The organism is Streptomyces fradiae (assembly GCF_041270065.1).
Lineage (GTDB): Bacteria > Actinomycetota > Actinomycetes > Streptomycetales > Streptomycetaceae > Streptomyces.
The window spans coordinates 3,226,763-3,239,233 of record NZ_CP065958.1 but is presented as its reverse complement, the minus strand read 5'-3'; the positions used below and the strand labels follow the sequence as shown (position 1 = coordinate 3,239,233).

Annotated in this window: 13 protein-coding genes; 7 read left to right on the top strand and 6 right to left on the bottom strand. The window is 71.5% G+C overall.

The genetic code is table 11. The features are described from left to right. Positions 1-13: 13 nt before the first annotated feature. From pflA to JAO84_RS14515, 7 genes are all read left to right on the top strand, one after another. Complete coding sequence (gene pflA / locus JAO84_RS14545) at positions 14-814, top strand: pyruvate formate-lyase-activating protein (protein WP_370413250.1); 801 nt, start codon at positions 14-16, stop codon at positions 812-814. Between the two features lie 67 nt (positions 815-881). After that, complete coding sequence (locus tag JAO84_RS14540; protein WP_370413249.1) at positions 882-2,048, top strand: MFS transporter; 1,167 nt, start codon at positions 882-884, stop codon at positions 2,046-2,048. After that, complete coding sequence (locus tag JAO84_RS14535; RefSeq protein ID WP_370413248.1) at positions 2,045-4,342, top strand: molybdopterin oxidoreductase family protein; 2,298 nt, start codon at positions 2,045-2,047, stop codon at positions 4,340-4,342. The genes JAO84_RS14540 and JAO84_RS14535 overlap by 4 nt, the downstream gene beginning before the upstream one ends. Positions 4,343-4,349: 7 nt before the next feature. Next, positions 4,350-4,949 carry a 4Fe-4S dicluster domain-containing protein gene (locus JAO84_RS14530; RefSeq protein WP_362531622.1) on the top strand — a complete coding sequence of 200 codons (600 nt, stop codon included), beginning with the start codon at positions 4,350-4,352 and terminating at the stop codon, positions 4,947-4,949. Next, positions 4,946-5,632, top strand: coding sequence for a Rieske (2Fe-2S) protein (locus tag JAO84_RS14525; RefSeq protein ID WP_370413247.1), 687 nt, complete (start codon positions 4,946-4,948; stop codon positions 5,630-5,632). Before JAO84_RS14530 ends, JAO84_RS14525 begins: the two co-directional genes overlap by 4 nt. After that, positions 5,629-6,048, top strand: a complete 420-nt coding sequence (locus JAO84_RS14520) for a hypothetical protein (RefSeq protein ID WP_370413245.1) — start codon at positions 5,629-5,631, stop codon at positions 6,046-6,048. Before JAO84_RS14525 ends, JAO84_RS14520 begins: the two co-directional genes overlap by 4 nt. A 105-nt stretch (positions 6,049-6,153) precedes the next feature. Continuing rightward, on the top strand, positions 6,154-6,366 hold the full coding sequence (locus tag JAO84_RS14515) for a hypothetical protein (protein WP_265866330.1): 213 nt from the start codon (positions 6,154-6,156) through the stop codon (positions 6,364-6,366). Positions 6,367-6,409: 43 nt separating this feature from the next. Here the strand turns inward: JAO84_RS14515 and mscL are convergent, their stop codons facing one another. From mscL to JAO84_RS14485, 6 genes are all read right to left on the bottom strand, one after another. Further along, a complete protein-coding gene (gene mscL / locus JAO84_RS14510) occupies positions 6,410-6,931 on the bottom strand; it encodes a large conductance mechanosensitive channel protein MscL (RefSeq protein WP_370413244.1) in 522 nt (173 codons plus the stop codon). Positions 6,932-7,003: 72 nt separating this feature from the next. Beyond that, positions 7,004-7,540, bottom strand: a complete 537-nt coding sequence (locus JAO84_RS14505; protein ID WP_370413243.1) for a hypothetical protein — start codon at positions 7,538-7,540, stop codon at positions 7,004-7,006. Between the two features lie 252 nt (positions 7,541-7,792). Further along, positions 7,793-8,677: an S-methyl-5'-thioadenosine phosphorylase gene (locus tag JAO84_RS14500; RefSeq protein WP_370413242.1), complete on the bottom strand. Its 885-nt coding sequence runs from the start codon at positions 8,675-8,677 to the stop codon at positions 7,793-7,795. Between the two features lie 142 nt (positions 8,678-8,819). Then, positions 8,820-9,149: an FmdB family zinc ribbon protein gene (locus JAO84_RS14495; RefSeq protein WP_265866326.1), complete on the bottom strand. Its 330-nt coding sequence runs from the start codon at positions 9,147-9,149 to the stop codon at positions 8,820-8,822. Between the two features lie 68 nt (positions 9,150-9,217). Then, a complete protein-coding gene (locus JAO84_RS14490; RefSeq protein ID WP_370413241.1) occupies positions 9,218-10,498 on the bottom strand; it encodes an MFS transporter in 1,281 nt (426 codons plus the stop codon). A 246-nt stretch (positions 10,499-10,744) separates the two neighbouring features. After that, positions 10,745-12,373, bottom strand: coding sequence for a potassium/proton antiporter (locus tag JAO84_RS14485; protein WP_370413240.1), 1,629 nt, complete (start codon positions 12,371-12,373; stop codon positions 10,745-10,747). Positions 12,374-12,471 lie beyond the last annotated feature (98 nt).

The following is a 12,471-nucleotide window of genomic DNA, read 5'->3' as shown; positions in this document are numbered from 1 at the left end:
AGGAGGCCCTGCCATGGCCGTACTCCCCGGCTCGGACATCCCGACCCGCCCCGTCACCCCGGCCGCCGCGGCGACCCACCGTCCCGCCGTGGGGTCGGTGCACTCCTGGGACCTGTCCACCGGCGTCGACGGTCCCGGCACCCGCTTCGTCACCTTCCTCTCCGGCTGTCCCCTCACCTGTCTCTACTGTCACAACCCCGACACCTGGCGGATGCGGAACGGCACGCGCACCTCCGCCGACGCCGTCATCGCCGAAGCGGCCAAGTACACCCGCTTCATCGCGGCCGCCGGCGGCGGGGCCACCGTCTCGGGCGGCGAGCCCCTGCTCCAGCCCGTCTTCGCCGGTGAGCTGCTGCACCGGATGAAGCACGAGCTCGGTCTGCACACCGCCCTCGACACCTCGGGCTTCCTCGGCGCCCGGGCCACCGACGCCCTGCTGCGCGACACCGACCTGGTGCTTCTCGACATCAAGTGCTGGGACCCGGACACGTACAAGAGGGTCACCGGCCGGCCGCTCCGCCCGACCCTGGACTTCGCCCGCCGCCTCGCCGACCTCGGTCAGGAGGTCCACGTCCGCTTCGTGCTCGTCCCCGGGCTCACCGACGCCCCTGCCGACATCGAGGGCGTCGCCGCCTTCGCCGGCGGCCTCGGCAATGTCTCCCGCGTGGACATCCTCCCCTTCCACAAGCTCGGCGAAGCGAAATGGCGAGCACTCGCCAAGCCGTTCACCCTCCACGACACCCCGTCCCCGACCTCGGACCGGATCGCCTCGGCCCGCGAGGTCTTCCGGTCTCACGGGCTGTACGCGGTCTGAGGGACCACGCTCACCCGCCAGCGGTGCAAAACGGGCATAGGGGGCTGTTCGGCCCTAGGGTGGCCGCGTGATCGAGCCACCGCAGGCCCCCGCCGCGCCGCCGCCCGTCGTCGCCGACCGGCCGCCGCAGACCCCCGCTCAGGTGCGTCGCCGCGCGACCCTCGCGGGGGTCGCCGTCTCCGTGCTGCTGATCCTCGCGATCGTGCTCGGCAGCCGGCTGCTGCGCGACTTCGACTCGGCCCTCCTCCCGTATGCGGTGGCCACCGTCTTCCTCGCCTTCGGCGTCGCCTACCGCTACACCGTGTGGGTCTCCGCCCCCGGCGCCCGGCGCCTGTTCAAACAGGGCTGGGGCGCCTTCTTCTCCGCCGGTAACTTCCGCAGGGCGCCCACCGCCCTGCCCCGGATGATCGCCACCTACCTCGGCTTCCAGAAGTTCCTCGGCGCCCGCTCACACGCCCGCTGGGCGGCTCACCAGCTGATCTTCTGGGGCTGTGTCCTGGCCGCCCTCATCACCTTCCCGCTGACCTGGGGCTGGTTCACCTTCACCTCCTCCACCGGCTCGGGGCCCGGCTACGAGATGCGGATCTGGGGCTTCAAGATCCTCGGCTTCGACGCGCTGAACGTCGTCGGCTGGCTCATGTTCCACGGCCTGGACATCGCCGCCGTCCTCGTCATCCCCGGCGCCTCCTACTTCCTGTGGCGGCGGATGAAGGACCGCGGCGCCATCACCGGCCAGCGCTTCGCCTACGACCTGGTGCCGCTGATCGCCCTCATCGTCATCTCCGTCACCGGTCTGCTCCTCACCTTCTCCTCGATCTTCCTGCACGGCGGCGGCTACGAGTTCCTGGCGATCCTGCACATGGTGTCGGTGGTCTTCACCCTCATCTACATCCCCTTCGGGAAGTTCTTCCACATCGTGCAGCGGCCCGCCGCCGTCGGAATGCAGCTGTTCAAGTACACCGCCCGCCGCAAGGGCGAGCCGGCCGCCACGGCCGGGGCCGTGACCGGGGCCGCCGCCGCGGCCGGAGCGCCCGGCGAGGTGAGCGCCGACGGCCTGCTCGGCTGCCGCCGCTGCGGCCGCCCTATCGACACCGCCCCCTACGTCGAGAACCTCCAGGGCACCATGCGCGATCTGAAACTCGACTTCGACGAATGGGCCGAGTACTGCCCCCGCTGCAAGCGCGTCCTGCGGGGCACCGCCTACCTCACCCACGTCAAGAAGGGCTTCAAGTGACCTCCCCGCTGCCTCTTGACCCCTCCGTCGCCCCGCCCGGCACCCGCAACTTCCGCGACGCCGGCGGCATCCCCGCCGACCGCTGGCACGCCGACCAGAACGGCGAGACCCTCGTCCCCACCCACTGCTGCTTCTGCGGCGTGCAGTGCGGCATGTATCTGCGGGTCGACCACCACGGCAAGGTCTTCGGCGTCGAACCCCGCAACCACGACATCAACCGGATGCGGCTCTGTCCCAAGGGCATCAACGCGTATCAGCAGGTCAACCACCCCGACCGGCTCACCGCCCCGCTCATGCGCCGCAACCGCGACGAACCCTTCCGCGAGGTCGGCTGGGACGAGGCGCTCGACTTCACCGTCGCCGAGATCCGCCGCATCCAGACCGAGTACGGCAACGACGCCTTCGGCCTGCTCGGCGGCGCCAGCCTGTTCTCGGAGAAGACCTATCTCGTCGGCAAGTTCGCCCGGGTCGCCCTGAAGACCCGGCACGTCGACTACAACGGGCGGCTGTGCATGGTCTCCGCCGCCGGAGCCAACAAGCTCTCCTTCGGCATCGACCGGGCCGGCAACCCCTTCTCCGACATCCTGCTCACCGACTGCCTGCTCATCGCCGGCTCCAACGTCGGCGAATGCTTCCCCGTGATGACCCAGTACCTCTGGGGAGCCCGGGACCGCGGCGCCACCCTCATCGTGGTCGACCCGCGCGAGACCGCCATCGCCCGCACCGCCGACATCCACGTCGCGCTCAAGCCCGGCACCGACTCCGCCTTCTTCAACGCCGTCCTCCACGTCGTCGTCGCCGAGGGCCTCACCGACGAGGCCTACCTCGCCGCCCACACGACCGGCTGGGAGGAGGTGAAGAAGACCGTCGCCGAATACCCGCCCGCCCGCTCCGCCGAGATCTGCGGCGTCCCCGCAGAACAGATCGTCCAGGTCGCCCGCATGTTCGCCGGCGCCGGCAAGGCCATGGCCTGGCACGCCCGCGGCGTCGAACACCACTCCCAGGGCGTCGAGAACTGCCTGACGATCATCAACCTGTGCGTCGCCACCGGGAACATCGGCCGCCCCGGCGCCGGATACGGCACCATCACCGGCCAGGGCAACGGCCAGGGCGGCCGCGAGCACGGCCAGAAGTCCGACCTGCTGCCCGGCGGGCGCTCCATCTCCGACCCCGAGCACCGCCGCCAGATCTGCGAGATCTGGGGCATCGCCGAGTCCGAACTCCCGCCCGCCGGCACCTCCATGATGGAGATGGTCTGGCAGATGCAGCGCCGCGAGATCCGCGGCCTCATCGGCATCTGCAACAACCCCTTCGTCTCCCTCCCCAACTACGCCACGGTGAAGGAGGGCTACGACACCACCGAGTTCCACGCCCAATTCGACTTCTTCCTCTCCGAGACCGCCGCCAACGCGCACGTCGTCTTCCCCGTCACCGTCTGGGCCGAGGACGACGGCGTCATGGCCAACGCCGAGGCCCGGGTCGTCAAGCACAACAAGGCCCAGGAACCCCCGGCCGGCGTCCGCACCGACACCTGGGTCATCTGCGAACTCGCCAAACGCCTCGGCGCCGGAGCCAAGTTCGCCTTCCCCGACTCCCGAGCCGTCTTCGAAGAACTGCGCATCGCCTCGGCCGGCACCGTCAACGACTATTACGGCATCACCTACGACCGGCTGGAGGAGACCGGCGGCATCGCCTGGCCCTGCCCCTCCACCGACCACCCCGGCACCCCCCGCCTCTTCGAGGACGGCCGGACCTACCACGCCGACGGCAAGATCCATATGCAGGTCGTCGAATGGCACCCGCCCATGGACCCGTACAGCGAGGAATACCCCCTCTCGCTCACCACCGGCCGCACCGTCGCCCACTTCCTCTCCGGCAACCAGACCCGCCGCCTGGGCGCCCTCGTCGAACAGACCCCGCGCCCCTGGGTCGAGGTCCACCCCTCCCACGGCTTCCGCAACGGCGACCCGGTCCGCGTCGTCACCCGCCGCGGCAGCGAGGTCTTCCCCGCCCTGGTCACCGAGGCCATCCGCCCCGACACCGTCTTCGTCCCCTACCACTGGCCCGTACCCACCGCGGCCAACGCGCTGACCATCGACGCCCTCGACCCCCGGTCGAAGATCCCCGAGTACAAGGTCTGCGCCGCCCGCATCGAGGCCGCCGAACGCATCGACGAGGTCCCCGCACCGCCCACCGCCCCCGGCCACGTCGCCTACCCCGAGACCCAGGTCTCCCGCGACGACCCCCTGCCGCCCACGTCCCCGCAGGGCCGTGGCACCTCGGAGAGGAGCTGAGCCGCACATGATGGGCCGCACGATCTTCATCGACCCCGGCCGCTGCATCGGCTGCCAGGCCTGTGTCTCCGCCTGCCGCGAATGCGACTCCCACCGCGGCAAGTCGATGATCCACCTCGACTACCCCGACGAGGGCCACTCCGTCGCCTCCCTCCCCACCGTCTGCATGCACTGCGAGGACCCCGTCGCCCCGTGCGCCGAGGTCTGCCCCGCCGACGCGATCCTGGTGACCGCCGACGGCGTGGTGCAGCAGGCCGACACCACCCGCTGCATCGGCTGCGCCAACTGCGTCAACGCCTGCCCCTTCGGCGTCCCGAAGATCGACCTCCAGGCGAAGCTGCAGATGAAGTGCAACCTCTGCTACGACCGCACCGCCTACGGCCTCGCCCCCATGTGCGCCACCGTCTGCCCCACCGGCGCCCTCTTCTACGGAACCCTCGACGAACTCCGCGCCGAACGCCCCGGCGTCGAGGTCGCCGACTCCTTCACCTTCGGGTCCACCACCATCTCCACCGGCGTGGCGATGGTCGTCCCCGCCGACCGAGTCCAGTGGCCGGTCCCCGGCGGTCTGCCCATCGTCGAAGTCAACGGAGTGGATGTCCGATGAGCCTCACCGAACCACCCCCGGACAACGGCGCCGGCGCGGCCACCGACCCGGACGACCCGAACCGGCCCGCCGACGCCGCCCACGCGGCCCTCCACGACCGGATCGCCGCCGACTCGCTCACCACCCGCCGCGACTACCTGCGGATCGTCGCCACCGTCTCCGGCGGCCTGGCCGCCGGCGGCATCGGCGTCGCCTCCGGCATCCTGCACCGCCACGGCGACAGCGACGACGGCGCACCCGAACCGAAGAAGATCGCGGACCAGCTCCTGCCCGGCGACTCGATCGCCTTCCGCTACCCCGACGAAGAGGACCGCGCCGTCGCCATCCGCCTCGCCGACGGAACCCTCGCCGGCTACTCCGCCGTCTGCACCCACCTCGCCTGCGCCGTGCTCTGGCGCAACGACCGGGGGAGCGAGGGCGAGCTGTACTGCCCCTGCCACGAGGGCGTCTTCGACGCCCGCACCGGCGAGGTCACCGCGGGCCCGCCGCCCCGCGGCCTGCCCAAGGTGCTCCTCGTCGAGGAGACCGACGGAAGCGTCTGGGCCGTGGGCACCACCCGCTCCGGAGAGAGCGTCCGCGAGGGCCTGTGCCGCCAGCTCGGCGGGGAACGCCCCGGCCTCGCCGAACGCCTCGGCTGCCCGGGCGCCGCCGGCCCCGCCGCCGAAGGGAGCCGACGGACATGACCGACACCCCGTTCCCCAAGGACCCGGGCGCCCCCGGCGACCCCGCCGCCGCTCCCGGGACCCCGCCGCCCCGCCCCGTCTACACCCCCGGCAGCGCCCAGCCGCGGCTCAACCGCCCCGTCCACGAGCGCTACCCGCAGATCCGTCCCACCAGCGGATACGGAGACCCCCGTATCCGCCACACCGGACCCGGCCCGGGTGCCGGCACCGAGCAGGAACCCGAGCGCTCCTCCAAGCTCTCCGCCCGCCTCGCCCTGGCCCTGACCGTGCTCATCGGCCAGCTGTGGGGGCTCACCATCGTGGTCGACGAGTGGATGTCCGGCAACACCGGGACCGCCTGGTGGGGCGCGGGCTTCCTGGTCCTGTCGTTCCTTGTCGTCCTCGGCCTCTGGCTGCTCGACCCCAAGGACCGGTGAACCGACCGGCGCGGGAGCCGATGGCGGGACGGATGAGCGGAATCCCGCAGATCAGACCCCGGATCGGGAGGGTCCGGGGTGGTGCTCCGGGCGTACCCTGAAAACATGAGCACCGCCCCCGCCCACGGACCGCGAGCAGCGAAGCAGTCCGACAACGATTCCGATTCCCGACCCCGGCCGGCACTGATCTTCGACGATCCGCTGGACCAGCAGTCCGCGGACGACACGGACCGCGGGTGGGGCGAGCGGCCTCCGGCCGGCGGCAGCGCCGCCGACCTCGCGCGCTTCCTCGACGAGAAGCCGCCGCACCACCTCTGACACCGACCGCGACGGTCGGTCAGGAGGTGGGGTGCGCCCCGCCTCAGGTGTTGGAACCGGCCGTCGAGCCCGAGCTCGGGCCGCGCTGGGCGATCAGGTGGTCGCGGATCTCCTTGAGCACCTCCAGCTCGCTGACCTCCAGGGTCTCCTGGACGCCTTCCTTCGCCTTGTCGTGCGCGGCACGCTTGGCGAGGATCTTGGCCATCGGCAGGACCATCAGGAAGTAGACGACGGCGGCCGTGATCACGAAGCTGAGGACGGCGCTGAGCACCAGGCCCCACTGGATCTGGATGCCCTGCATCTCGCCGTTCACGATCTTGCAGCTGTCCTTGATGCAGGACGCGTAGCCCTCCAGGTCCTTCGTGCCGAAGGCACCCACGATCGGGTTGATGATGCCCTTGACCACCGAGTTCACGATGTTGGTGAACGCGGCGCCGATGACGACCGCCACCGCCAGGTCGATCACGTTCCCGCGCATCAGGAAGGCCTTGAAGCCTCCCAGCAAGCTTTCCTTCTTCTCGGCCACCAAGGTGCCTTTCTTCGCGTGTGCAGTGTGCGGAGCCATTACGCCGTGCTTGGCGCGAAGGCGTCCAATCCGTACACACGGGACGGTGACTTGACAGTCCATCCGTGCGAATCAGCACAGTGTCACCGCCAGTTGGGACGTCATGCCCGCCCCGGCGAGCGCCGTCGCCGTCGACCGCGGAACGGACAGGACGACCAGGGCCCCGCCCTCCGATCGAGTCTCGCCCGGCTGTGGCACTTCGGCCACTCGGGCGCCCGAGGCGATCACGCGGGCCTCTCCCGCCACCCCCGTCACGGAGTTGGGCGCGGCGATCACGTCGACCCGGTCACCGCGCCGCAGCAGCCGCACGGTCGCCGCGTCGGCGATCCGCACCGGAGCGGACACGAGCGGCACGGCGGCCGGCCGGTGCGCCACCCGGGCGGGCGGTGGAGGGGGCTGCGGGGCCGGGTCGTCGGCCCCGGCGGCGCCGGCCGCCGCGAGGGTGACCGCGGTCATCGCGAGCACCGCGGCGGGCGCCCGCCGCTTGCGCCGCAGCGCCCGGCGCAGCCGTAGCCGCGCGCCGCGCACCCGCAGCGGGTCGAAGGAGGGAAGCCCGCACGGCGCGGGCACCGAGGCCGGGGTGTGGGTGAGGCAGGAGTTCGTGGTCATCGCGCAACCGCCTGTCGTGGCACGGCCGTTCACCGGACGGTCCGGCGAGCGGGGTCCACCTTCCGGCGAACCGGGTCCACCGTCCCGCACCTGCCGCGATCCCGCTCCGGCCTGTGGACAACCGGGCGTATGTGGATAACTTCCTCACTCCCGCGAGCGATTGCCGACGTGGCGCGGGGTCGGCGAACCTGGAACGTGTCCGGACCTCGCGGGCGGCCGGCCCTCACCCGGCCCGACCCCCGGCCCCGAGGCTCAGGGCAGTTCGATCCCCAGGTCCCACCCTTCGTGGGCCCGCGTGCACAGGCAGTCCCGGTCGACCGTCGCGGGGAGCGCGTCGACCGCGTCGAAGAGCACGTCGCGCAGCCGGCCGACGTTCTCGCCGAACACGCGGAGGACCTCGGTGTGCGAGACCCCGTCACCGGTCTCCGCACCCGCGTCCAGATCCGTCACCAGTGCGAGGGAGGTGTAGCAGAGTCCCAGTTCCCGGGCGAGGACGGCCTCGGGGTGGCCGGTCATGCCGACCACCGCCCAGCCCGCGGCCGCGTGCCAGCGCGACTCGGCGCGCGTGGAGAAGCGGGGGCCCTCGACGACGACCATCGTGCCGCCGTCGACCGGCTCCCAGCCCCGCCCCCGGGCGACCTTCAGGGCCACCCGCCGTCCGTCGGGGCAGTAGGGGTCGGCGAAGGTCACGTGAACCACGCGGGGCACGGCGCCGCCCCAGGCCTCGGGCAGCGGTTCACCGTCGAAGTAGCTCTGCGCGCGGGTCTTCGTCCGGTCGACCAGCTGGTCGGGCACGACGAGGGTGCCGGGGCCGTACTCCTCGCGCAGCCCGCCGACCGCGCACGGCCCGAGGACCTGGCGCACGCCCACCGAGCGCAGGGCCCAGAGGTTGGCGCGGTAGTTGATCCGGTGCGGCGGCAGCCGGTGGTCGCGGCCGTGCCGGGGGAGGAAGGCGACCCGCCGGCCGGCGACCTCGCCGAGGAAGAGGGAGTCGCTGGGGCTGCCGTACGGGGTGTCGACCGACACCTCGGTCACATCGTCCAGGAAGGAGTAGAACCCGGAGCCGCCGATCACGCCGATGTCCGCGAACGAGTCCGCCGCCGGGCCGGCCGTCCGATCAGTCCTGTGGGTCGCCATGGCCGTCACCCTAGCCACCCGGCCGGGCCGGCAGCCCAGGGGGTCCGAGGGGTGGCGGGCCTGGGGCCTGAGGACGTCCGAAAAACGCCGGTGCCCCGTCGCGGGAGCGACGGGGCACCGGGAAGAACGGGAGGTGCGGAGGTCAGGCCGCCGACGTGGAGCTCGAAGAGCTCGACGTGCTGGAGGACGACGCGGGCTTCGCGTCCGAGGAGGACGAGGAAGACGTCGTCGACGACGAAGAGGAGGTCGAGGCCGAGGAGGACTTCGACGAGGCCGGCGTGCTGCTGGACGACGAGCCGCGGCTGTCGTTGCGGTAGAAGCCGGAACCCTTGAACACGATGCCGACCGCGGAGAACACCTTCTTCAGGCGTCCCTTGCAGTTCGGGCACTCGGTCAGGGCGTCATCCGTGAACTTCTGCACCGCCTCGAGGCCCTCGCCGCACTCGGTGCACTGGTACTGGTAGGTCGGCACTTGTCTTCCTCCTGGCACTCACACTCATCGAGTGCTAACGACGATCCATAGTGACGTATTCCGCGGGTTCAGTCCACCGGCACGGGAACTCGGTGACCGATACCACGTGCCGCGACCCGGCTCGTCGCCTGGGGTGAGAGCCGCGAGCGCAGGGCCACCAGCGTGATCAGGGCCAGCAGGGTGCCGGCCATCGGCACCAGGAAACCGGTGCTCGCGCCGTGGGCGTCGGCCAGCCGGCCGGCGACGGTGACGGCCGCGGCCTGGCCCAGCGCCACGGCGCCGGTCAGCCAGGTGAAGGCCTCGGTGCGCGAGGTCGCCGGGACCAGGGTCTCGACGATCGTGTAGCCGGTGATCAGGGCGGGGGCGATGCACAGACCCACGACCAGGCCGAGGGCGCCGAGCAGCAGGACGGAGTGGGCGGACCACAGGAGGGAGGCGGCGACGGTGAGACCGGCGTAGCCGAGGATCAGCCGGCGGCGCGGGCCGATCTTCCAGGCGACGGCACCCATGGCGATGCCGGCGAGCATGTTGCCGGCGGCGAAGATGCCGTACAGCAGGCCGTTGGCGCCGGGGTTGCCGATCTCCTCGGAGAAGGCGGTGAGCGAGACCTGCATGCCGCCGAAGACCGAGCCGATGCCGAGGAAGGCGACGATCAGGACGCGGACGCCGGGGATGGACAGAGCCGAGTGGTGCGGCTCGCCGTCGGCGTGGCCGGCCGCGGCCGCCAGACCGTAGGCGGGCTGGGTGCCGCGCTGGGCGGCGAAGAAGAGGCCGCCGAGCAGGGTGAGCGCGGCCTCGGTGACCAGGCCGGCGGCCGGGTGGATGCCGGTGCACAGGGCGGTCGCGAGGACCGGGCCGACGACGAAGGTGAACTCGTCGGTGACCGACTCGAAGGCGGCGGCGGTCGGCATCAGCGGAGTGTTGTCCAGCTTTGCCGCCCAGCGGGCCCGGACCATCGGGCCGACCTGCGGCACCGAGGCGCCGGAGGGGACGGCGGCGAGGAACAGGGCCCACAGCGGGGCGCCGGAGAGCGCCAGCGCGACGAGGAGGGAGACCGAGGCGGTGTGGATCAGCACACCGGGGACGAGGACGGCCCGCTGGCCGAAGCGGTCGGCGAGCTTGCCGCTCTGCGGGGCGAACAGCGCCATGGAGACACCGGTGACGGCGGCGACGGCGCCGGCGCTGCCGTAGGAGCCGGTGGTGTGCTGGACGAGCAGGACGATGCCGATGGTGAGCATCGCGAACGGCTGGCGGGCGGCGAAGCCCGGCAGCAGGAAGGAGAGTGCACCGGGGGTGCGGAGGAGCTGTCCGTAGCCGGGTCGCTTCTCGGTGACGACCGTGGATGCCACGGTCCATGCCTTTCTGCCACCTGGTAGCGGGCCCGGGCATGGTGGTGCGGGCGTCGCCGAGAGCTGTCCTCTTGCGCGGAACTGCGGTAGATACCGGGGCCCACTGCGGAGGGCGCCTCGGCCGCCATACGGTCGCGCCAGCTCTGCGTCAGGCAGAGTTGGTTCGATCTGGTGTGCCTTCATGGTACAGGGAAGGGCGTCTTCCCGCCTGGGAAAACGCCCTCCGGTCCGAAATGATGCCTGGGATTAACCGGATGTTCGCCGTGGGGGCTTTCGGAAGGGCCGACGGAAGCCGGTCGCGGGGTGGTGCGGCGGGGCGGGGGCCGAGCCGCCGGTGCCGAGCCAGCCGGCCAGCTTGCCGCCCTGGCCGACCGCCCGGAGCCGGCGTTCGGCGGCGTCCCGGACCGGGTCGGTGGCGACCACGAGGAGTTCGTCGCCGCGCCGCAGCACGGTGGCGGGGCCGGGGACGAAGCTCTTCCCGTCGCGGACGACCAGGGTGACGGCGGCCCCGGCGGGCAGCCGGAGCTCGGCGACCTCGACGCCGTGCATCTTGGAGGCCTCCGGGACGGCCACGGAGAGCAGATGGCCGCGCAGCCGCTCCAGGGGCGCGGACTCGACGCCGAGGTCGGCGGCCTCGCCCTGGTCGCCGAGCTTCAGGGCCTTGGCCAGCCAGGGCAGGGTCGGGCCCTGGACCAGGGTGTAGACGACGACCAGCACGAAGACGATGTTGAAGATCCGTTCGCTGCCCTCGATCTCGGCCACCATCGGGATGGTGGCCAGGATGATCGGGACGGCGCCGCGCAGGCCGGCCCAGGACATCAGGGCCTGCTCCTGCCAGGGGATCCGGAAGGGGAGGAGGCTGACCAGGACCTCCATGGGTCGGGCGACCACGGTGAGTACCAGGCCGATGACGACGGCCGGCCAGAAGTCGCGGACGAGCTCATGGGGGGTGACGAGCAGACCGAGCAGGACGAACATGCCGATCTGGGCGATCCAGCCGAGGCCCTCGGCGAAGCCGCGGTTGGCCGGGGCGTGCGGCAGCTTGGCGTTGCCGAGCACCATCGAGGCCAGGTAGACGGCGAGGAAGCCGGAGCCGTGGGCCATGGCGCCGGCGGCGTAGGCGACGACCGCGATGGCCATGACGGCGATCGGGTAGAGGCCGGAGGCCGGCAGGGCGATGTGGCGCAGCGCGTAGGCGCCGAGGAAGCCGACCGAGAGGCCGATGGCGGCGCCGATGGCGAGCTCGAGCGCGATCTCGCCGACCAGGACGTACCAGGCGTCGACATGGCCGGCGGTGGAGAAGGCGACGACCAGGATGACGACGGGGGCGTCGTTGAAGCCGGACTCGGCTTCGAGGACGCCGGTGACGCGCGAGGGCAGCGGCACCTTGCGCAGCACGGAGAAGACGGCGGCGGCGTCGGTGGAGGAGACGACGGCGCCGATGATGAGGGCCTGCTGCCAGTCGAGCCCGACGAGGTAGTGCGCCCCGGCCGCCGTGATGCCCACGCTCACCGCGACGCCGACGGTCGACAGCACGACCGCCGCGGGCAACGCGGGTTCGATCTCCTTCCACTTGGTGCCCAGGCCACCCTCGGCCAGGATCACCACAAGTGCGGCATAGCCGATCACCTGGGTCAGTTCGGCGTTGTCGAAGGCGACGTTGCCGATGCCGTCCTGCCCTATGGCGATCCCGATCCCGAGGTAGAGCAGCAGGCTGGGGAGCCCGCTCCGGGAGGAGATGCGCACCGCCGCGACAGCGATCAGCAGCACGAGCGAGCAGATGAGCAGGAGTTCGTTGAGCTGGTGGACAGTCAGTGGCCGTTCCTTCCCCTCAAAGGCGATCCGGGCGCCGCGAACGGATCGTTCCTGCGGCACCGGTACTTCGTTACCTTACCTAATCTTTAACGCATCCTTGACGCCTTCTTGGTGTGTGATCGCACAACAGTGCGTATAAGAACGGATCTCTTCCTGAC